Genomic DNA, 19,222 nt, shown 5'->3' with positions numbered 1-19,222 from the left:
TCAGAGCAGGGCGCGGGCGCGGTCGTACTGGGGCGGCAGGGGGAGATCCGCTCCGAGGGCGAGCGCCGCGCGGTGCGGCCAGAACGGGTCGACGAGCAGCGGGCGGGCCAGCGCCACCGCGTCGGCGGACCCGCCGGCGACGACCTCCTCGGCCTGCGCCGGGTCGGTGATGGCGCCCACCGCGACCGTCGGGACACCCGCCTCGGCGCGCACCCGTGCCGCGAACGGCACCTGGTAGCCGGGCTCGACGGGGACGTGGACGCCCGGCAGGTTGCCGCCGGTCGACACGTGCACCAGGTCGACGCCCAGCGGTGCAAGGTCCCGGGCGAGGTGCACGGTGTCGTCGCCCGTCCAGCCCGCAGGCTCGACCCAGTCGGTCGCCGAGACGCGCACCAGCACGGGCATGTCGTCCGGGACGGCGGCGCGGACTGCCGACGTCACCTCGCGCACCAGGCGCGTCCGGGCCTCGAACGAGCCGCCGTACACGTCGTCGCGCACGTTCGAGTCCGGCGAGCAGAACTGGTGCAGCAGGTACCCGTGCGCGGCGTGCACCTCGACCACGTCGTACCCGGCGGCGACCGCGCGCCGCGCCGCGGCCGCGAACGCCTCGACGACGCCCGCGACCTCGTCCGTCGTCAGCGCGCGGGGCGTCGGGTGCCCGTCGGCGAACGGCACGGCGCTCGGGGCCACCACCGGCCACCCGCCCGCCCCCGGCGCCACCGGGCCGCCGCCCCGCCACGGGGCGTCCGTGCTCGCCTTGCGGCCCGCGTGCGCGAGCTGCACGCCCGCCTTCGCGCCCTGCGCGTGCACCAGGTCGACGACGCGCCGGTGCGCCGCGACCTGCGCGTCGTCCCAGATGCCCAGGTCGAACGGGCTGATCCGGCCCTCGGCGACCACGGCGGTCGCCTCGACGATGACGAGCGCCGCCCCGCCCGCCGCGCGTGCCGCGTAGTGCTGCAGGTGCCACGCGTTCGGCGCGCCGACGTCCGGGCCGTCGGGTGCGGCCGAGTACTGGCACATCGGCGCCATCCACACGCGGTGCGTGAACGTCGTACCGCGCAGGGTGAACGGGGAGAACAGGGCGGAGGGCATGACGCCATTCTCGCCGGAGCCGGACGGTGCTCACCCCTCGACCGCCGCACGGCGGGGTCACAGCCGCTCGGTGACGCACCAGCTCACCGCCTGCGGTGTCTGGGACGCGTGCGCGTCGGACGTCACCGGCACGCTGCAGCACACGCCGCCGAGCTGGCTCGCCGGCGCGGTGCACCAGCAGGCCGCCCACGTGTCGACGAGCGTCAGCGTGTCCTGACCTGCGCAGGCCCGGAACGAGGTCGGCGGTGGGGCGGTGGTGTACCACCGCCCCACCGCCGACAGCCGACCGGCAGCCAGGGGGTGAGGGCAGCCGGACAGGTGGGGAACTGCTGGGGGTCGACGACGGTGCGATGAGTCAGGGGTGACACCGCACCGCCGCCGACGCGTGCGACCGGCAGCCGCTGGGGGAACGCCGCCGGTCGGATCAGGGGGCTACCGCGTGCGCTGCGTGGGGACCGTGCGCTGCGTGGGGATCGTCTCCGCCTGCGCCCAGCCCGACGCCTCGAGCGGTGAGAGGCCGGGGACGGGTGCGAGGGTCATCGGCGGCAGGGCGGGCGACGGGGCCGTGGCCCGCGCGACACCGAGCGCGACGGCGAGCTCACGCCCGTCGAGGTGCCTCGTCGCGGTGGTCGTGGTCATCGCCGTCTCCCTGCTCTCGTCGGGCCCTGTGCGGTCCGTCCTCGTCCACTATGGAGGGCGCCCGCCGCGATGCGGGAGGGGTGAAGGCCGGAATGGTGCACCTCATGGTGCGGGTGAAGCCGCAGGTCTCAGGCCCGGACGAGCGTCACCACGTCGTCGTCGGCCCAGCCGGACGCCTCCAGCGGTGAGCGGCCGGGCACGATGCGCTGCGTCACCGGCGGCAGGTGCAGCGGCGGGGGAGTGCGACGCACGAGGCCCAGCGCCACGGCCAGTGCACGCTCGCCGTCACGCCGCACGTCGGCGGCGGGTACAGCGGTCGTGGTGCTCATCGTGGCCCCTCCGGGTCGCGGGCCGCCCCGGTGGCGTCCGTTCCCTCTCATCGACAAGGAGTCGCGCGGCGTTGAGGTGATTCACCCGGGGCGGGGTGGACGACGCCGCCCCCGGGGAGGGGGCGTCTGCCACACTCCGCCGGTGGACGATCTTCGTGCGCGGCTGATCTCGGGTTTCGTGTGGCGCTCGGACCCCCCGGTGTGGCCCCAGCCGCGCGCGTACTACGCCGACTGCAGCGCGTGGTGGCGCGATCCGGACGTCATCGCCGGTCTGGGCCCCGCGCTCGCCGCCCTGTGCGAGGACGGCCGGCCCACCGTCGTCCTCGGCACGGAGTCGCACGGCTTCCTGCTCGGGTCCCTGGTCGCGCTGCATCTCGGGATCGGGTTCGCCGCGGTCCGCAAGCAACCCGAGCGCGCCTCCGACGACGACATCTGGCTCGTGCGACGCACTCCGCCCGACTACCGCGACCGGAACCTCGAGCTCGCCGTGCGACGTTCCGTCCTGCGCCGCGGCGACCGTGTGCTCCTCGTTGACGAGTGGGCGGCCACCGGGGGGCAGGTGCTCGCGTGCCGGCAGCTCGTCGAGGACGCGCAGGCCCACTGGCTGGGTGCCGCCGTCGTCGTCGACGCGCTGGAGAGCGCGGCCGACAGGCGCGCGCTCGGGCTGCGTGGGCTCGTCCACGTGCGCGAGCTGCGGCACCGGTAGGCGGGCGCGTCGGCGCGCCGTGCGTGCCCGTGGTGCCGGCGGGGTGGGTGGAGACCCGCGGCCCTGCGTGACGACATGCCGGGACGCGGACGTCGTCGGGTGAAAAACCGCCGCGAACACGGACAGAACGGTCGGGGCCTCGCCATCCTGGCGGCAGCGCCCGCACGGGGGTGGGCCGGACAAGGGGGAAGCACATGCACAGCAGATCCGTCGTCGTCGCCGTCCTCGCGGGTACCGTGCTCGTCGTGGCCGCACCGGCCCAGGCGGCACCGTCCGCCCGGCCGACTCCCGTCACCGAGTGCGGGCAGACCGTCACCGGGCCCGCGTACCTCGCTCGGGACCTCGTGTGCAGCGGCGAGGGGGTCAGGCTCGCGGGCGGCGTGCTCGACCTGCGGGGCCGCACGCTCCAGGGAACGGGCAGGAGCGACACGGGCGTCGCCCTGCTGGCGGAGGGCGACGTCGAGGTCCGCAACGGCCGCGTCACGGGGTTCTACCAGGCCGTCTACGCGGCGGGTGCGGGCGCCAAGACGATCCGCGGCGTCACCGCCGAGGGGAACGGCACGGGCGTCGCCGCCTACGGGGACATGTTCGACGAGAACCAGGCGGAGGTGCGCATCATCGGCTCGACCGTCGCCGGGAACACCCGGGGCGTCTCCGTGGCGTACCTGCGACACGTCGAGATCACCGGCAGCACCGTCCGCGCGAACGGCTGGGGCGCCGAGCTCGGGTGGAGCGGCACCGGCGTCGTGGCCCGCTCGACGTTCGAGGACAACGAGCTCGGCCTGGTGTGCAGCGTGACCTGCACGGTCGAGCGCAGCACCTTCCGGAGCAACACGTACGAGGGCATCTTCCAGGACGACGGCGACCTCACGGTCCGCTCGAGCACGTTCACGGAGAACGGCACGGGCTACCAGGGGGGCATGGCGACGGCGCGCATCGAGCGCTCGACGTTCACCGCCAACGACGTGGGCGTGCGCAGCAGCCTCGAGCTCGCTCTCGAGCTGACCGGCAGCACCTTCACGCGCAACGGCACGGGCTACACCGACGACCCGGGCGTCTCGGGTGCGCCGGCGGACCTCCTCACCGGCAACACGTTCAGCCGCAACGGCGACGGCATCGTGTCGGACGAGCCGGGGCTGGCGCTCGGGGACAACACCGCCACCAGGAACGCCGGCTGGGGCATCCACGCGCCGGACGCCGCCGACCTGGGCGGCAACCGGGCGTCGGGCAACGGCAACGACCCGCAGTGCGTCGGCGTGGAGTGCGGGGGGCCCGTCTCCTGACGGGAGGCTGACGGCGGCCCGGCGTGCGAGCGCCGGGCCGCGCCGCCCGCCCGCGTCAGCTGTGGGCTGCGACCACCTCGACGAGCTCGCGCGACTGGGCGACGATCGCGTCGCGCCACGCCTCGAACGTCGCGTCCGTGACGGCGACGTCGGTGGCGAAGTGCTGCATGTCCGGGGTGTGGATGTGCCCCGCGGGGATGTCGAGCCCCGCCCGGTCGCGCAGCAGCGTGTTGCGGTACGCCGACTCGTTCGACAGGTACGTGCCGCCGCCGCCGCTGAGCGCGCACGAGCCCTCGGGCGGAGGTGTCGGCTCGACCGTGGGCGGGTAGGTGTCCTCGCGCTGGTCGACGTACTCCACGTCCGCGGAGTCGCAGCTGGGGAAGTACGCGTAGCTCGCGTTCCAGTGCACGCCGAACGCGACCGACTCGTCCTCCCAGGTGTCGCCCGGCGGCCGCGGGACGTCCGTGCCTGTGCGGGCCTCGATCATCTGCGCGACCGGGAGCGTCGACGCGGTCCACTGCGGCGGGTCCGTCAGGGAGTCGCCGCCACCCCAGCGCTCCGGCACCTGCACGTTGCAGCCGGGGTTGTCCTTCGCGAGCTGGGGCGCGCCCGTCAGGCCCGTGGGCATGCAGGGTGCGAAGCGGTCGTTGCCGGCGTAGTCACCGTGGTACCGGCCGTTCCACTGCTCGAGCGCGAAGGCGTCACCGCCGCCCTGGCTCAGGGTGATCGAGGCGTCGAGCCCGGCGTCGCCGGCCACCATCAGCGGGCCGACCGTGTCCTCCAGGTACCCGCGCTCGAACTCGGGGTAGCTGACCGGCAGGGTGTACGCCTCGTAGTGCACGGTCGTGCCGTCCGGAGCGGTCGTCGTCGTCCCGTCGATCGCCAGAGCGGTCGCGCCCGACGGGTTGCCGTGCCGGATCCCGTTGCCGACCGTCCCTCGTGCCGGTCCCTCGTCGCCGCTGTCGAGGGAGAAGGGGTCGAACCCGCTGACGAGCACCCGCGTCACCTGGTCGCCCGGTGGCAGGTCGATGTCGAGCATGCCCCGCGCCGCGCGGTCGAAGGTGTCGACCAGCGATGCCCGCTCCTCGGTGGTGAGCGTGAACTCGGGGCTCCACTGGTGCAGCACGGCCATGGCCTCGAGCCGCGTCCAGTACAGCGGGCGGTCGTCGCCCGCCGGCAGGTCCCCGGCGAGACCGTCGGTCGACTGGGCGCGCGCGACGGCGTCCCGCCACAGCTCGGTTCCCAGGCGCTCGACGACGGCCGTCGCATCACTCACGGAGCCCTGCCGGCAGACCTCCTCGGCGAGCGCGGCGGTGAACCCGCCGAACCCGGCGCCCTCGACCATCGCGCGGGCGAACGTGCGGTCGGCGGGCCGTGACGGGTCGGCCGCGTCCGGGAGCACGGCCGTGAGCCGCCCCTCCTCGACCGTGACGGGCAGCGAGGCGTCGGTGCAGCCCTCGGGTGCGAACCCGGCGACGATCGCGCTGAGCTCGTCGGACGCCTTCGCCAGGGCGGTGGTCGACCGCTCCTGCGGTGTGGGCTCCCCGGACGAGCACCCGACCAGCAGCACGGGACCGAGCGCGAGCGCCAGGCCGGCGGCGACGGGGGTGCGACGCGGCGAGCGCGCACCCGGTCGAACGTGCGGAGATCGGCCGGGCAGACGACGCATGCAGCGAGCTCCTCGTGAACGGCGACAGAGGGACCGGGTCCAGGTCGCTCGAATCTCTCACACTGCGCGCGCTGGTGGCCGTCGTCAGGGGTGCGCACGTCGCCGGGTCCGCGCCCGTCGGAACAGGCGGCTGCAGAACATTCCCGCAGTTCAGGTGGGCCCCGTGGGGATCGAACCCACAACCCGCGGATTAAAAGTCCGCTGCTCTGCCAGTTGAGCTAGAGGCCCGGGACGTGCAGCGCCGCCCGGCACGGGGCTACGTCGGCAACCTCGAGACGTCCCCACGCGAGCGCTCCACGTCCGGGGCCAGGCTACGCGAGCGGTGGGTCGGCTCGGGCCGGCGTCCGAGCGTCAGTCCCCGGTGGTGCAGGCGCCGCCCGGGCAGTGGGACGGGGGTGTCCGGGTCAGCCACCGCTGGAGGCTGCAGCCGAGGCAGATGCCGAAGGCGGTCTCGACGAACAGCAGCGTCAGGCACAGCCCGCACAGGGCGAGCGTGACGCCGAGCGGCGCGGCCAGCCACCCGGTGGCCACGCAGGTCGCGGCGGCCAGCGCGAACCCGAGCCACCACGCGAGCACCTTCTGCGGTGCGCCGACCCACTCGGGGGTCTGCCGTCGCACGATCAGGCGCCCGAGCGCCAGGGTGGGTGACCAGCGGTCGCCGACGCCGACGCGCAGGCCGAGGTCGAGCAGCACGGCCATGCCGAACGGCTTCAGCGGCGTCGACGACCCGGTGGCGGCGGCGACGCCGAACGCGACGGCGCCGCCGAGGAACAGGATCCCGGCGGCGGCGCGGACGGCGCGCTCGTCGATGACGGGGACGTCGTACCCCGGCATCGCGACGCCGACGAGCGGGGCGTCGGGCGCTGCCGCACGGTCCGCGCCCGTGCGCGCGCGCGGGCCAGTGGCGCCCACCGGCGTCCTCAGCGGCCGAAGAGTCGGGCGAGGAACCCCCCGCGGCTCGCGGCGGCCGCCTCGGTCTGGGCGGCGGTGTGCTTGCCGTCGCACCAGTCCGATGCGAGGACGGTCTGCTTGACGGCGGAGACGTGCTGCCCGCAGCCCGCCCAGGTGGTCTTGCCGCACACGCGGCACGTCGTCGCTCGGCACATGGTGTGGTCCTTCGGTCGTCGATCTCGTGGGGAAACCCCAGGGGTCGCGTCCAGGATACCCCATGGGGTATCGGCGGCGAGGTCGGCGGTCGGCCTGCTCGAGCCCCGGGTGGTCGGGGGTCGTACGGTCGACCTGGCGGCTCGTCGGGACCTTCCGCCGGCGGGAGGCGTGGTCGGGAGGTGGTGCCGTGGTCGAGACGTCGGCCGACATGTCGCAGCGGGTGGGGTCGTTCCAGCGCGGGTCGGTGCCCGACGAGGACGGCTTCTCGATCGCACCCGCCCTGCGCGAGAAGGTCGCCCCGGTCACGGGCGAGCTGCTCCCGTTCCACGGCAGCACGGTGGTCCACGTCCTCGACGCCGGGACCCGCGACCTGCTCAGCGCTGTCGCCGACGATCTGCACGCCGCCTGCGGCGACGGCCTCGCCGCTCCGCTCCCGCCGGGCTCGTTCCACGTCACCCTGCACGACCTGCGGGCCGCGCCGCGCCTGGAGGACGTCTCCGACGCTGTCGCGCAGGACGACCCGCGCGTGAGCGAGCTGGTGGCCGAGGCGCGGGCGCTTGGGCCGGTGCAGATGCGGTGCACCACCGTCTTCAACCTGATGAGCACGAGCGTCGTCGTCGGTCTGCTCCCGGCGACCGAGGCGGACTGCGCGCGGCTCCTCGCGGCGCGAGCGCTGTTCGACGAGGTCGTCCCGTCCGGGCCCTTCACGCCGCACGTCACGCTGGCGTACTACCGCCCGTCAGCGCCCGCGCCGCTGGATCCGCGGCACCTGGCGCGAACGCTGGATCGGCTCACGGAGCAGGTCGCCGGGTGGCCGGTGACGCTCGCACCGGAGCGGCTGCGGTCCACGCGCTTCACGTCGATGGCGACGTACCGGGACGCAGGCACGCCCTGACGTCCGTCAGGACGCGCGTGCTGCCAGGTACCGGCGGACCGCCTCCACCGCGACCGAGTGGTCGACGACGTCCGGCTCGCCCGACGTCGTCAGCGTGCCGACGACCTCCCCGCCGACGCGCAGCGGCACCGCACCGCCGTGCGCCTTGACGGTGTCGTGGTCGACGTCGGTGCGCTCCTCGAAGGGCGTGCCCGCGGCCTCGTGGCGCCGGCGGACCAGCAGCGACGCCTCGCCGAAGCGGTGCACCACCGCTGCCTTGCCCTCGAGCCAGGGCACGTTGCCCGCACCCGTCGAGCCCGTCATGGCGAGGAAGACGGTCGCGCCGCCCAGCTCGACGCGCACCGCGAGGTTCGCGCCGCGCTCGCGGACCACGGCGACGGCCAGCAGCCCGAGGTCGACGGCGTCGTCCTGGGTGAACGCCGGCAGCTCGAGGACGGGCTCGGCCTCGAGGCCGGCGACGGTGAAGGTGGGCAGCTCGGTCACGAGCCCATCCTGCGGCACGCCGGGCCGTCAGGCCGGCAGCACGTACCGGTACATGAGCAGGTAGTGCAGCGCGGCGGCGAGCACGACGAGCACGTGCCAGATCTCGTGGAAGCCGAGCACCCCGGGCAGGGGGTTGGGCCGCTCGATCACGAACACGACGAACCCCACGCAGTACACCAGCCCGCCGGTGGCCAGCAGCACGTACGCCCCGACGGGCAAGGTGACGCCGGCGCCGACCAGCAGCACCGGCATCCAGCCCATCGTGATGTAGAGCGTGTTGGTCACGTACTTGGGCAGCTCCCGCAGCGCCGACCGCAGCGCGATGCCGACCGCCGCGACGACCCAGACTGCTCCGAGCACGGCCCAGCCGTACGCGTCGCGGAACAGCACGAGCACCATCGGGGTCGTCGTCCCGGCGATGAGGACGAACACCGACGCGTAGTCGAGCGTGCGCAGCACGCCGTTGACGCGCGGCCCCTTGTCGATGCCGTGGTGCAGCGTGCTGGCGACGAACAGCAGGAGCACGGACGCGGCGTACACGCCCAGGCCGACGATCTTCCAGACGTCGCCCTCCGTGGCCGCCTGGGTGACCAGCAGGCCGCCCCCGACGAGCGCGAAGCAGCTGGCCGCGAGGTGCGTGATGGTGTTGATCCGCTCGTCGGTGACGTGCACGCTGCCGTCGCGGCTCAGCCGCGCTGGTGGGGCCGTCCCCGGCGTCGGCGTGGTGCGTGCGGACGTGGGATCCACCGTTCGTTCCTCCTCGTGAGCCCTCGACCCGGCCCGTGCGGGAGCCTACGCGCCGCCGCGCCGTGTGACGCACATCACCCACGTGCAGGGTCACGTCGACCATAAATACCGCCACGCCGGCGCCATGGAGCGCCATAATGGTCACTATGACCACAACAACGCCGACGGTCGCGACGAGCACCGCGATGCTGACCGACCACTACGAGCTGACGATGCTCCGGGCCGCCCTCGTCGACGGCACCGCGCACCACCGGGCGGTCTTCGAGGCGTTCGCCCGCCGCCTGCCGCAGGGGAGGCGGTACGGCGTCGTGGCCGGGCTCGGCCGGATCGTCGAGGCGATCGAGAGCTTCCGGTTCGACGCCGCCCACGTGGCCTGGCTGCAGGACACCGGCGTCGTCGACGAGCGCACCGCGGGATACCTCCTCGACTACCGCTTCACCGGGGACGTCGACGCGTACCGCGAGGGGGAGATCTACTTCCCGAACAGCCCGGTCCTCACCGTCACCGGGACGTTCGCCGAGTGCGTCGTCCTGGAGACGCTGGTCCTGTCGATCCTCAACCACGACAGCGCGATCGCCTCCGCCGCGGCCCGCATGGTCACCGCCGCCGACGGCCGGCCGCTGCTCGAGATGGGCAGCCGACGCACCCACGAGGACGCCGCCGTCGCGGCAGCGCGCGCCGCGTACCTCGTCGGCTTCGCCGCCACGAGCAACCTGCAGGCCGGGTTCCGGTACGGCGTGCCCACCCGCGGCACAGCCGCGCACGCGTTCACGCTCGCGCACCGCAGCGAGGCCGACGCGTTCGCCTCGCAGGTCGCCGCCCTGGGGACGGGCACCACGCTGCTCGTCGACACCTACGACGTCCCGCAGGGCCTCCGCACCGCCGTCGGGACCGCCGGCACGGACCTGGGCGGCGTCCGCCTCGACTCCGGCGACCTGGCCGACGAGGCCCGTCGGGCCCGCGCGCTGCTCGACTCCCTCGGGGCGACGAGCACGCGGATCGCGGTCACCTCGGACCTCGACGAGCACACCATCGCCGCGCTGGCCGACGCGCCCGTCGACCTGTACGGCGCGGGGACCAGGCTCGTCGGCGGGTCGGGCCACCCGACGGCCGGGATGGTCTACAAGCTCGTCGCGATCGCCGACGCGCCCGGCCGGGACGCACCCATGCGCCCGGTCGTCAAGAAGGCAGCCGGCAAGGGCAGCGTCGGCGGCCGCAAGGTCGCCTACCGGTCGCTGGACCACCAGGGCCACGCGACGCGCGAGGTCGTCGTCGTGCGGCACCTGCCCGGCGCCCCGGAGAGCGGGCTGGGCCGTGCGCTGCAGGTCCCGGTGGTCCGCGACGGCGACGTCGTGCACCAGCCGCCCCTCGCCGCCGTCCGCGCCCACCACCGCGGTGCCAAGGCCGAGCTGACCGCGCTCGACCTCGACCTGGCCCCCGGTACCCCGCGTCTCGTCGCGGACCCCACCGCCCTCGGCAACCTGATCGGAGCCACCGCATGAGCCCCCTGAGCCCCACCACCGTCGCCGGCGTCGCACCCACCGCGTACGACCCGCACGCCTACCCGCCGTTCGCCGTCACGGTGGACCTGTGCGTCTTCACCGAGCGTGCCGGTGCGCTCGCGGTGCTGCTGGTCGAGCGCACCGACGCCCCGTACGCCGGTGCGTGGGCCCTGCCGGGCGGATTCGTGGACGTCGACGAGGACGTCGCCGACGCGGCGTGGCGCGAGCTGCACGAGGAGACCGGTGTCGAGCGGTTCGCCGGGCGGCTCGAGCAGCTCGCGACGTACGGCCGGCCGGGCCGCGACCCCCGCATGCGGGTGGTGTCCGTCGCGCACGTCGCGTTCGCCCCGGACCTGCCCGAGCCGCGGGCGGGGTCCGACGCGCGCGACGCGCGCTGGTGGGACGTGTCCGCCCTCGCACTGCCGGGCGGGAGCGGTGGGAGCGACGCGAGCCCCGCGCTCGCGTTCGACCACGCCCGGATCCTGGCCGACGGCGTGGCCCGGGTCCGCACGCTCGTCACCGCCGGCGCCACGAGCACGCGCGAGGAGGACCGATGACCACGCTCCGCGTCGCCCTGGCCCAGCTGCCCGTCCGCGTCGGGGACATGGCAGGCAACGCCACCGCCCTGACCCACGCGGTGGCCACGGCCGGGTCGTGGCAGGCCGACGTCGTGCTCACCCCGGAGATGGGGGTGTGCGGCTACCCCGTCGAGGACCTGCTGGCCGAGCCGGAGTTCGTGCGCGCCGCCATGGCCGCGACGCAGCAGGTCGCCCGGTCCACGGACCGCACGGTCGCGCTGCTGGGGGCGCCGTGGGTCACCGGGAGCCTGCCGGGGGCCGCTGGTGCGCGCCCCGCGGGATCGGCGACCGACACGCGAGAGCGCGGGCTGCGCAACGTGGCCGTCGTCGCCCAGGGCGGGCAGGTGCACGGCGCGCACGCCAAGACGCTGCTGCCGACGTACTCGGTGTTCGACGACGCGCGGCACGTCGAGGCCGGTCCGGCGCAGCAGGACCTGTACCGGGTGCTGACGCCCGAGGGTCCGGTGACGTTCGGCGTCCTCGTGTGCGAGGACGTGTGGAGCGACGCGCTCGTCCAGGAGGTGCGCCGCGGCGGGGCGCAGGCCGTCGTCGTGCTGAACGCGTCGCCGTACCACGTCGGCAAGCAACGGCTGCGCGAGGCGGCCGTCGCGGCTGCGGCCCGCAGCGCGGGGGTGCCGATCGCGTACGTCAACGCGGTCGGCGGGCAGGACGAGCTCGTGTTCGACGGCGGGTCGTTCGCCGTGGACGGTGACGGGGTCGTCGTCGCCCGCGGACGGTCGTTCGCGACCGACCTCGTCACGGTCGACCTGCCTGTCGCCGCGGAGGTCGACCCGTCGTGGGACGTCGTGGACCTGGGCGTGACGCACACCGAGCGCTGCCCCCTGCCGCCACCGCCGCTGACCGCGCCGCGCGAGGTCCACGACGAGGTGTACACCGCGCTCGTCACCGGCTTCCGCGACTACTGCACGCGCGTCGGGCTGCCGCAGGTCGTCCTCGGCCTGTCCGGCGGGATCGACTCCGCGCTGGCCGCCACGATCGCCGTCGACGCGCTCGGGCCGGACGCCGTGTGGGGCGTCGGGATGCCCGGCCCGTACTCCTCGGGCGGGTCCGTCGACGACGCGCGCGCACTGGCCGACAACCTCGGCATCCGGTTCGACGTCGTGCCGATCACCGACGCCTACCTCGAGCGTCACCGGGTGCTCGCCGGGCTGCTGACCGACCGGACCGGTGCGACCGGGCAGCCCGTCGCATGGGAGAACCTGCAGGCGCGGCTGCGCGGCACGACGCTCATGACGCTCGCGAACGCCACCGGCGCGCTGGTCTGCACGACCGGGAACCGCTCGGAGAGCGCCGTCGGCTACTTCACGCTCTACGGCGACTCCTGCGGCACCGCCCCCAACCCGCTGGGCGACCTGCTGAAGACCACCGTGACGCTGCGCGACGGAACGGTCCTGCCGGGGGTCTACGGGCTCGCGCAGTGGCGCAACGACCGTGCCGCCGCCGCCGGGCAGGCCCCGCCGATCCCGGCCGCGACGCTCACCAAGCCGGCCAGCGCGGAGCTGGCGCCCGGGCAGCAGGACAGCGACTCCCTCCCGCCCTACCCGGTGCTCGACCGGCTGCTGCTCGCGTTCCTCGAGGACCACGCGAGCGCGCGCGAGCTCGCCGGCTCCCTGGTCGCCGACGGGTGGGACCCGCAGGCGGCGGCCGGCACCGTCGACCGCGTGCTGACGCTCGTCGACCGCAGCGAGTTCAAGCGCCGCCAGGTGCCGATCCGCATCAAGGTGTCCCGGCTCGCGTTCGGGCGGGACCGGCGGATGCCGCTGGCGAACCACTGGTCGCACGCGACAGCAGCGGTCTCGGTCGAGCCACCCATGGCGTGAGGTCCCGTGCGTCCGCGTGCGGCAGCATGACGCGCATGACGGTCCTCTTCGTCCACGGCGCCGGCAGCGCAGGCGCCGCCGCCTGGCCCCACCAGGCGGCGGTGGCCGACCCCGGCTGGCAGTTCCTCACGCGGGTCGGCGTGGCCGACGACGCCGTGCGGGACTGCGGCCGGGTCCTCGACCTGCTGCGGGCCCGCGGCGGCGGGCACGTCGTCGCGTCGTCGTACGGTGCGAACGCCGCGCTGCTCGCGGCCCAGCACGAGCCGGGCGCGGTCCGCTCGCTGGTGCTGCTGGAACCCGCGTGCTTCGATCTGGCGCGCGGTATGCCGGCCGTGGAGGAGCACGTCGCGGCGATGACGCCCGTGTTCGCGGTCGCGGACGACGTGTCGGTGCCGGACACGGAGTTCTCGCGGCTCTTCGCCGCCGCGACGGGGATGCCGCCGCCCGACCTGCCGGAGGACGAGTTGCGGGAGGCGACCCGCCGGCTGCGCGCGATCCGCCCGCCGTGGGGGCTCGGGCTGCGGGACGACCTGCGCCTGCCGGTCCGCACGCTCGTCGTCACCGGCGGGGAGCGGCCCCTCTACGAGGAGACCGCCGAGGCCCTCGTCCTGCGCGGCGCGCGCCACGTCACGCTCCAGGGCGCCGGGCACCGCGTGCAGGACGACCCGCGGGTCCTCGACGTGCTGCGGCAGCACTGGGCGGACTGAGGGGTCAGCCGCACGCCCAGTCGAACGCCTCCGACTCCAGGTCGATCTGCGCGTTGCCGCCGCCGAAGTTCATGCCCGGCAGCTCCTCGAGCTCCAGGTAGTACGGCGTGAATCCCTCGACGAGGGTCTGGACGGGGAACGACGTGCCGCCCAGGTGGCTGCGCAGGTGCAGGTCCTCGGCCCAGCCGACGAGCTTCCAGTCCTCCGTGCGCGGCGGGGGCACGAACCCGTCGGTGCCGTCCCAGTCCATCGGGTCCACCGGGACGTGCCCGGCATTCGGGTCGGGACGCTCGGTGAGCCACACCCACGCGGTCGGCTGCTGCTCGTCCCATGCGTTCGGGCCCTCGTCGTCCGCGACGTGCTCACCTGGTCGGCGGGTGTCCGGTGGCGGTGCGGTCGGCCCGGCGTCGTACTCCGCGCGCGTCAGCCAGACGAGCGCGAACTGCCCGTCGATGATGTCGACGCGCCGCCCCAGGTGCGGGTGCTCCCGGGACCTGCGGAGGTCAGCGACGAACGGGTCGGTCGGGTCGTCCTCGCCTCGCCGGGCGTGCGCGAACTGGCCCTCGCCCTGGAAGAACGCCACCGCCGGGAGCTCCGGCCCGCGCCGCTGGAACTCCGGCGGCAGCAGCAGCGTGACCGCATGGAACATCGGCAGTCCGGTGAGCGTGCCACGCGGCCACGTCGCCGGGTCGATCGCCGGGCCGGCGCTGCCGACCCACCCCGCCGGCTCGTGCGTGGGCCGGGGTCGCGTGGCCGGGCGGCCCGGGTAGCGGTCGACGCCGTCGACGGTCTCGAACCACAGGTCCCAGGCGCGCGTCCCCGCCAGCACCGGCAGCACCCGCTCCTGCAGCAGGGGCGCGAGGTCGTCGGGCAGATCAGCCGCCGGGTCGAGCCACCGCAGCTCCGCGATCTCCCCGCCGGGCGCCACGTGCGGCACGCCCGGGTGCTCGAAGACGGTGCCCTCGACCTCCTGGCCGTCCTCGTTCGCCGCGGCGGCGCGGAACGTGCCGAGCTCGCGCAACCGCGACTCGTCGAGCACCGCCCCGACCTCCTCGAACGCTTCGCGCACCGCGGTCTGCGCGGGCGTCTCGCCGGGCTCGGGCTTGCCGCCGGGGAGCATGAAACGGTCCGTGCCGCGCTTGCGGACGGTCAGCACCTCGCCCGTCGGGCGGCGCAGGACGACCGCGCTCACGCGGATCACGGGGAGGCTCGGCACACCCGCGATCGTACGGGGCCGGGCCCGTGCACCCCGGACCGGTCTGCCCGGATCGTCCGGTCCCGGGTCTCGTCGACGCGGCGGCGGGGTGACAGATCGGCATCGACGCCCCGCGGCCCGCCCCGTCGCCGTACGTTGCCGACATGACGACGCCCCCGCCGCGGCCCTCGCGCGCGCGTTCCGCGGCTGTCGCCGCCGTGCTCCTGGTCGGAGCCGGGGCCGCCGTGGCGACCTCGCCCGGCCTCGAGCGGTGCCCGGAGCCCACGTCCGACGATCGGGTGAGCGCGTTCTACGGCCCCCAGGAGTACGACGACACGGGGATCTGGTCGGCGACCCCGTCGTCGTTCCTCGGTGGCGGGTACGAGGCCCGGAGCGTCTGGGTGCACACGAGGAGCTGCGTCAGCGCGGACGACGTCGACGTCCCCGTGCACGTCGAGCTGTCGTTCAACGGCCTGGACCCCGAACCCGTCCCGGAGGACCTGCTGCGCACCCTCACCGTGAGCGACGGCCGCGGGCGGACGTGGTCCCCGCAGGACGTGGCGTCGTACGGCTGGCGACCGCCGGCCACGAAGAGCCGCGCCGGGGACCGCGCCTCGGCGAGCCTGACCTTCTACCTGCCGGTCGACGTCACGCCCCCGGTGACCCTGCATCTCGGCGACATGAGCGGGACGGTCGACCGGTTGTCGCTCGACCCGCCCGACGAGGGCGGATCGTGACCCCGTCCGGCCCGGCGCGGGTGCCGGGTGAGCTCGTGCTGCACCCCGTGCCGCTGGTCGCGCTCGCGGTGCTGCTGCTCAACGACCACGTGCTCAAGGCGGCCGCACCGGGCTGGGTCACGGGCAAGCTGTCCGACGTCGCGGGCCTGGCGTTCTTCCCGTTCCTGGTGCTCGCGGCACGGGACGTCGTCATGCGGCGCGCGCCCTCGCTCGTCCCCGCGTCCGTCGTCGCCGCGGTGACGGCCCTCGCCTTCGCCGCGCTCAAGCTCTCCGCCACGGCGCGGGACGTGTACGCCGACGTCGTCGGCGTCCTGCGGTTCCCGGTCGACGCGCTCGTCGGCGGCGCCGTCGCGCCCGTCCGGGTCGTCGTCCAGCCCGACGCGACCGACGTGTGGACCGTCGTGGCGTGCGCGGCCGTGGTGCTCGTCGTGCGGGGCAGGCCCACCGGTCCCACCGGCCCGACAGGGGCGGTCCCTGGTGCGCATCCGCCCCGGCCTGCGACGATGCGCGCGTGACCGTCACGGAGACCGAGCTGCCGCACGGACGGCTGCTCCCGGACCTCGAGCCCGCGAGCTGGAGCCGCCGCGTCGTGGCCGCGCTCCTCGACAGCGCCGTGCTCGGAGCGGTCGCGTGGATCGTGGCGGGCGACGGCATCACCGCGCCCTCGTTGCAGCCGACCTTTGACAGCGGCCCGGCTGACGACGCCCAGCCGTGGACGTCGTCGGGGGTCCTGGTGCTCGCCTGGCTGCTGATGCTCGTGCTGCAGGGGCTGACGGGTCAGACACCTGGCCGCCGCGTCGTCGGCATCACGGTCGTGCACGCGCCCGTGGACGGTCCGGTCGGCGGACCGCCGGGCGTCCTGCGCTCCCTGGCGCGCTGGGTGGCGCACCTCCTCGACGCGATCCTGCTGATCGGCTACCTGCGTCCGCTGTGGCACCCGGAGGGACGGACGTTCGCCGACGGTCTGCTGCGCACCGTCGTCCTGCGCCGCGCGCCGCGCACGGACGCGCGCGGGCGGGCCGTCACCGTGGTCGCCTGGGTCGTGGTCGCCGCGGGCGTCCTGCTCGGGCTCCGGCTGGGCGACGCGGGAGGCACGACCGTCGACGCGACCGCCCGGTGCCCGCTCGCGGCGCAGGACCCGGACGCGGGGCTGCGGGTCGAGGACGTCAGCCTCATGCGGGAGGTCGAGTGGCGGCAGTCCCAGCGGCTGTGGCCGTGGGACGACGGCGCGCGACGCGTCGAGTCCGAGCGGCTGTCCCTCGACGTGGTGTGGGACGGGACCGACGTGGAACCGCAGGGCCCGCTCGTCGTGCGCGTGACGACCGGCGGCGTGCCCGTCGACCACCAGGCGTGGGGCTCCGACGGCTTCCTGTCCGTCCCTGTCGAGGGGGCGGGGCCGGTCGACGTCGAGGTGCTGTGGCGGGACCGCACGCTCACGTCCTGCACGGCGACGCTGCCGGCCGCGGGCTGAGCGGGGCGATCGGGTCGTCGGACGCGGCGGACGCGAACGCCGTCCGGTACGTCGCCGCGTCGACGGTCGGCTCGGCATCGACCGGCGGCACGAGGCCCTCGAGCATCTCCTGCCGGCCCCCCGGTGGACCGTGACGTCGAGCCGCGCCACGGCCGTCACAGCGTGACGATGCGTCCCGAAGCCACCGTCCTGCGTCCGCCGGTCCCGAAGTCGATCGTCACCGTGCCGTCGCGCACGTCGACGACGCGCCCCAGCCCGTGCGTGTCGTGCGTGACCCGCTGCCCGACGGTCAGCGTGGACGTCGACCGCGGCGTCGGGGGGTCGTCCGCGCGCCCGGCCCGCGCCCGCGGCGCCGCGAACGCGCTCAGGTACGGCGACGCCGTGTTCGCCCGCCCGCCCCGCCGCGCACCCGCCCACGTCGCGACGAGGTGCCGCCGCGCCCGCGTCACCGCGACGTACGCCAGGCGCCGCTCCTCGGCCGTCTCCGCCGACGTCGTCGCGTAGACCGACGGCAGGGAGCCCTCGGTGGCGCGCGCGACCACGACGGCGTCCCACTCCAGGCCCTTGGCCTTGTGGATGGTGCTGACGGTGACGGCGCCGCGGCCGGGCGGTGCGTGGTCCTCGGCGGCGCGGCGGTCCAGGTCGGCGGACAGCGCCCGCACGGTGCCGGTCAGCGCCGCGGGCAGTGTCGCGACCAGCGAGCGCAGCGCCTCCAGGGCGTCCCAGCGTTCACGGGCGGCACCGGTGCCGTCGGGCGGGGCGTCAGGGTCGTGGCCGACGCGTGCCAGCACCTGGCCCAGCACGTCGGCCGCGTCCTCGTCGGGGGTGCGCGCGGCGTGCTCGCGCAGCAGCGCCCGCACGTGCGCGACCTCGCGACGGTCGAAGTACGCCTGCCCGTCCGCCGCGACGACGGGGACTCCGGCGTCCCGCAGCGCGGCGGTCAGCGCGACGGCCTGCGCGTTGAACCGGTGCAGCACGGCGATCTCCTCGGGCGGCACGCCCGCGGCCAGCCACCGGCGGACGGTCGCGACGACACGCGCGTCCTCGTCCTCCTCGTCGTCGCCCTGCACGACCTGCACCGCGGGCCCGTCGCCGAGCATCCCGACGAGCGCCGGCCCCGCCGACTCGGGGCGCCCGGCCATGAGGCGGTTCGCGACGTCGACCACCTGGGTCGTCGAGCGGTAGTCCTGCACGAGGTCCACGGTCACGGCGTGCGGGAATCGCACCGTGAAGTCCCGCAGCAGCGAGGTGTCCGCACCCTTGAACGCGTAGACGGCCTGCCGGGCGTCACCCACCACGGCGAGCGTGTCGCGGTCGCCGAGCCACGCGTCGAGCAGCCGCTGCTGCGCCGGGTCGGTGTCCTGGTACTCGTCGACGACGAACGCCGCGTACTGCTGCCGCACGGTGGCCGCGACCTCGTCGTCGTCCTCGAGCAGCCGCGCGCACGTCGCCAGCAGGTCCGCGAAGTCCAGCACACCGGCCGCGCGCTTGGCCGTGGTGTACCGCCGCATCGCGCCGGCGACCGTCGACAGGCGCATGCCCGGCTTGCGTCCCGCCGCCTCCGCCTGCGCCTCGTACTCCGCGGGCGTGAGGTCACGCGCGGCGGCCCACGTCAGCTCGGTCGACAGGTCCGTCACCATCGACGCGTCGACGTCCCGCGCGGGCGTCCGCAGCACCGCCCCGAGCGCGCCGCGCAGGTACCGGTACTGCGCGCCCGGCCCGTCGGCGTCGATGAGCACGGGACCGTCGCCCGGTAGGCCTGTCGCACGCCAGAAGTACCGCAGCTGCCGCAGCGCCGCGGCGTGGAACGTGCGCGCCTGCACCCCGCCGACGCCGAGCCGCGCGAGACGGTCGCGCATCTCGCCCGCCGCCCTGCTCGAGTGCGTCACGGCCAGCACGCCGTGCGCGGGGACAGCCCCGGTGAGGTGCTGGTACGCGATGCGGTGCGTGATCGTGCGGGTCTTGCCCGTGCCGGCACCCGCCATGATCCGCACGGGCCCGGGCGGCGCGACGACGGCCCCGGTCTGCTGCTCGTCGAGGCCGGCGAGCACGCGGTCCGCGTCGCTCCCGCCTCGTCCGTCACGCACGAGGCACGACCGTACGTGCCGCGCGGCGCCCGGCGCACGCGCGGCGTGGTGGGCCGCGTCACGCCCCGGGCCCGACCTCGCGCCCGACCCGGGCCAGCACCACCGCAGACCGGTACTTGGGTCCTGGATGCGGGGCCGGTGCGGTGAGTCAGGT

21 protein-coding genes and 1 tRNA gene are annotated in these 19,222 nt (G+C 75.2%); 11 read left to right on the top strand and 11 right to left on the bottom strand.

The genetic code is table 11. From position 1 onward, the window contains the following. Window positions 1-1,092 (bottom strand): NADH:flavin oxidoreductase/NADH oxidase, encoded by a 1,092-nt coding sequence (locus tag CFLA_RS14525; protein ID WP_013118089.1) that lies wholly within the window; start codon window positions 1,090-1,092, stop codon window positions 1-3. A 70-nt stretch (window positions 1,093-1,162) separates the two neighbouring features. On the opposite strand from CFLA_RS14525, the gene CFLA_RS20525 reads away from it, so the two are divergent. After that, the gene (locus CFLA_RS20525; RefSeq protein WP_187291301.1) at window positions 1,163-1,309 is read left to right on the top strand and encodes a hypothetical protein; all 147 of its coding nucleotides are present in this window, start codon (window positions 1,163-1,165) and stop codon (window positions 1,307-1,309) included. A gap of 215 nt (window positions 1,310-1,524) precedes the next feature. Here the strand turns inward: CFLA_RS20525 and CFLA_RS14520 are convergent, their stop codons facing one another. Next, window positions 1,525-1,731: a hypothetical protein gene (locus tag CFLA_RS14520; protein ID WP_013118088.1), complete on the bottom strand. Its 207-nt coding sequence runs from the start codon at window positions 1,729-1,731 to the stop codon at window positions 1,525-1,527. A gap of 128 nt (window positions 1,732-1,859) precedes the next feature. Continuing rightward, the gene (locus tag CFLA_RS20965) at window positions 1,860-2,060 is read right to left on the bottom strand and encodes a hypothetical protein (protein ID WP_013118087.1); all 201 of its coding nucleotides are present in this window, start codon (window positions 2,058-2,060) and stop codon (window positions 1,860-1,862) included. 142 nt (window positions 2,061-2,202) lie between these two features. Here CFLA_RS20965 and CFLA_RS19615 point away from each other — a divergent pair, with 142 nt between their 5' ends. Together CFLA_RS19615 and CFLA_RS14510 are read left to right on the top strand one after the other, a co-directional pair. Then, window positions 2,203-2,766 carry a phosphoribosyltransferase family protein gene (locus tag CFLA_RS19615; RefSeq protein ID WP_245530254.1) on the top strand — a complete coding sequence of 188 codons (564 nt, stop codon included), beginning with the start codon at window positions 2,203-2,205 and terminating at the stop codon, window positions 2,764-2,766. Between the two features lie 194 nt (window positions 2,767-2,960). Further along, entirely contained in the window at window positions 2,961-4,049 is a 1,089-nt protein-coding gene (locus tag CFLA_RS14510; protein WP_013118085.1) for a right-handed parallel beta-helix repeat-containing protein, read from the top strand. A gap of 55 nt (window positions 4,050-4,104) precedes the next feature. Here CFLA_RS14510 and CFLA_RS14505 read toward each other — a convergent pair whose 3' ends face one another. From CFLA_RS14505 to CFLA_RS14490, 4 genes are all read right to left on the bottom strand, one after another. Then, window positions 4,105-5,718, bottom strand: a complete 1,614-nt coding sequence (locus CFLA_RS14505; RefSeq protein ID WP_013118084.1) for a hypothetical protein — start codon at window positions 5,716-5,718, stop codon at window positions 4,105-4,107. 155 nt (window positions 5,719-5,873) lie between these two features. Next, a tRNA-Lys gene (locus CFLA_RS14500) sits at window positions 5,874-5,946 on the bottom strand. Window positions 5,947-6,069: 123 nt separating this feature from the next. Continuing rightward, window positions 6,070-6,630, bottom strand: coding sequence for a DUF4395 domain-containing protein (locus tag CFLA_RS14495; protein ID WP_013118083.1), 561 nt, complete (start codon window positions 6,628-6,630; stop codon window positions 6,070-6,072). Between the two features lie 8 nt (window positions 6,631-6,638). After that, complete coding sequence (locus tag CFLA_RS14490) at window positions 6,639-6,824, bottom strand: hypothetical protein (RefSeq protein WP_013118082.1); 186 nt, start codon at window positions 6,822-6,824, stop codon at window positions 6,639-6,641. A 188-nt stretch (window positions 6,825-7,012) separates the two neighbouring features. On the opposite strand from CFLA_RS14490, the gene CFLA_RS14485 reads away from it, so the two are divergent. Beyond that, window positions 7,013-7,720: a 2'-5' RNA ligase family protein gene (locus CFLA_RS14485; protein WP_013118081.1), complete on the top strand. Its 708-nt coding sequence runs from the start codon at window positions 7,013-7,015 to the stop codon at window positions 7,718-7,720. A gap of 6 nt (window positions 7,721-7,726) precedes the next feature. Here CFLA_RS14485 and CFLA_RS14480 read toward each other — a convergent pair whose 3' ends face one another. Both CFLA_RS14480 and trhA read right to left on the bottom strand, forming a co-directional pair. Further along, a complete protein-coding gene (locus CFLA_RS14480) occupies window positions 7,727-8,203 on the bottom strand; it encodes a heme-degrading domain-containing protein (RefSeq protein WP_013118080.1) in 477 nt (158 codons plus the stop codon). Between the two features lie 27 nt (window positions 8,204-8,230). Further along, entirely contained in the window at window positions 8,231-8,950 is a 720-nt protein-coding gene (gene trhA / locus CFLA_RS14475; RefSeq protein ID WP_013118079.1) for a PAQR family membrane homeostasis protein TrhA, read from the bottom strand. Window positions 8,951-9,087: 137 nt separating this feature from the next. Here trhA and CFLA_RS14470 point away from each other — a divergent pair, with 137 nt between their 5' ends. The 4 genes from CFLA_RS14470 to CFLA_RS14455 are packed head-to-tail and all read left to right on the top strand — an operon-like array spanning window position 9,088 to window position 13,578. Next, window positions 9,088-10,452: a nicotinate phosphoribosyltransferase gene (locus CFLA_RS14470; protein WP_013118078.1), complete on the top strand. Its 1,365-nt coding sequence runs from the start codon at window positions 9,088-9,090 to the stop codon at window positions 10,450-10,452. Then, complete coding sequence (locus CFLA_RS14465) at window positions 10,449-11,009, top strand: NUDIX domain-containing protein (RefSeq protein WP_013118077.1); 561 nt, start codon at window positions 10,449-10,451, stop codon at window positions 11,007-11,009. Before CFLA_RS14470 ends, CFLA_RS14465 begins: the two co-directional genes overlap by 4 nt. Continuing rightward, window positions 11,006-12,871, top strand: a complete 1,866-nt coding sequence (locus CFLA_RS14460) for an NAD+ synthase (RefSeq protein ID WP_013118076.1) — start codon at window positions 11,006-11,008, stop codon at window positions 12,869-12,871. The genes CFLA_RS14465 and CFLA_RS14460 overlap by 4 nt, the downstream gene beginning before the upstream one ends. Before the next feature lie 35 nt (window positions 12,872-12,906). Further along, window positions 12,907-13,578: an alpha/beta hydrolase gene (locus CFLA_RS14455; RefSeq protein WP_148234374.1), complete on the top strand. Its 672-nt coding sequence runs from the start codon at window positions 12,907-12,909 to the stop codon at window positions 13,576-13,578. A gap of 4 nt (window positions 13,579-13,582) precedes the next feature. Here CFLA_RS14455 and CFLA_RS21305 read toward each other — a convergent pair whose 3' ends face one another. After that, complete coding sequence (locus CFLA_RS21305) at window positions 13,583-14,794, bottom strand: NUDIX hydrolase (RefSeq protein ID WP_222836756.1); 1,212 nt, start codon at window positions 14,792-14,794, stop codon at window positions 13,583-13,585. 143 nt (window positions 14,795-14,937) lie between these two features. On the opposite strand from CFLA_RS21305, the gene CFLA_RS14440 reads away from it, so the two are divergent. From CFLA_RS14440 to CFLA_RS19150, 3 genes are read left to right on the top strand one after another with little or no spacing between them, the layout of a single operon-like run. Continuing rightward, entirely contained in the window at window positions 14,938-15,510 is a 573-nt protein-coding gene (locus CFLA_RS14440; protein WP_013118073.1) for a hypothetical protein, read from the top strand. Continuing rightward, entirely contained in the window at window positions 15,507-16,025 is a 519-nt protein-coding gene (locus CFLA_RS20095) for a hypothetical protein (RefSeq protein ID WP_013118072.1), read from the top strand. Before CFLA_RS14440 ends, CFLA_RS20095 begins: the two co-directional genes overlap by 4 nt. After that, complete coding sequence (locus CFLA_RS19150) at window positions 16,022-16,981, top strand: RDD family protein (protein WP_013118071.1); 960 nt, start codon at window positions 16,022-16,024, stop codon at window positions 16,979-16,981. Before CFLA_RS20095 ends, CFLA_RS19150 begins: the two co-directional genes overlap by 4 nt. A 155-nt stretch (window positions 16,982-17,136) precedes the next feature. Here the strand turns inward: CFLA_RS19150 and CFLA_RS14425 are convergent, their stop codons facing one another. Further along, on the bottom strand, window positions 17,137-19,068 hold the full coding sequence (locus CFLA_RS14425; RefSeq protein ID WP_013118069.1) for an ATP-dependent helicase: 1,932 nt from the start codon (window positions 19,066-19,068) through the stop codon (window positions 17,137-17,139). Window positions 19,069-19,222: the final 154 nt, after the last annotated feature.

Origin of the sequence: Cellulomonas flavigena DSM 20109 (assembly GCF_000092865.1) — a bacterium.
Lineage (GTDB): Bacteria > Actinomycetota > Actinomycetes > Actinomycetales > Cellulomonadaceae > Cellulomonas > Cellulomonas flavigena.
The sequence above is the reverse complement of the archived record's forward strand: the minus strand, read 5'-3'. Positions and strand labels throughout refer to the sequence as shown.

Bases quoted from the DNA above. Each gene is read 5' to 3' on its own strand.
- CFLA_RS14455 (WP_148234374.1), top strand. From the start codon at position 12,907: ATGACGGTCCTCTTCGTCCACGGCGCCGGCAGCGCAGGCGCCGCCGCC.
- CFLA_RS20965 (WP_013118087.1), bottom strand. From the start codon at position 2,060: ATGAGCACCACGACCGCTGTACCCGCCGCCGACGTGCGGCGTGACGGC.
- CFLA_RS14510 (WP_013118085.1), top strand. From the start codon at position 2,961: ATGCACAGCAGATCCGTCGTCGTCGCCGTCCTCGCGGGTACCGTGCTC.
- CFLA_RS14440 (WP_013118073.1), top strand. From the start codon at position 14,938: ATGACGACGCCCCCGCCGCGGCCCTCGCGCGCGCGTTCCGCGGCTGTC.
- CFLA_RS14505 (WP_013118084.1), bottom strand. From the start codon at position 5,718: ATGCGTCGTCTGCCCGGCCGATCTCCGCACGTTCGACCGGGTGCGCGC.
- CFLA_RS14525 (WP_013118089.1), bottom strand. From the start codon at position 1,092: ATGCCCTCCGCCCTGTTCTCCCCGTTCACCCTGCGCGGTACGACGTTC.
- CFLA_RS14470 (WP_013118078.1), top strand. From the start codon at position 9,088: ATGGTCACTATGACCACAACAACGCCGACGGTCGCGACGAGCACCGCG.
- CFLA_RS14490 (WP_013118082.1), bottom strand. From the start codon at position 6,824: ATGTGCCGAGCGACGACGTGCCGCGTGTGCGGCAAGACCACCTGGGCG.
- CFLA_RS14460 (WP_013118076.1), top strand. From the start codon at position 11,006: ATGACCACGCTCCGCGTCGCCCTGGCCCAGCTGCCCGTCCGCGTCGGG.
- CFLA_RS14520 (WP_013118088.1), bottom strand. From the start codon at position 1,731: ATGACCACGACCACCGCGACGAGGCACCTCGACGGGCGTGAGCTCGCC.
- CFLA_RS14465 (WP_013118077.1), top strand. From the start codon at position 10,449: ATGAGCCCCCTGAGCCCCACCACCGTCGCCGGCGTCGCACCCACCGCG.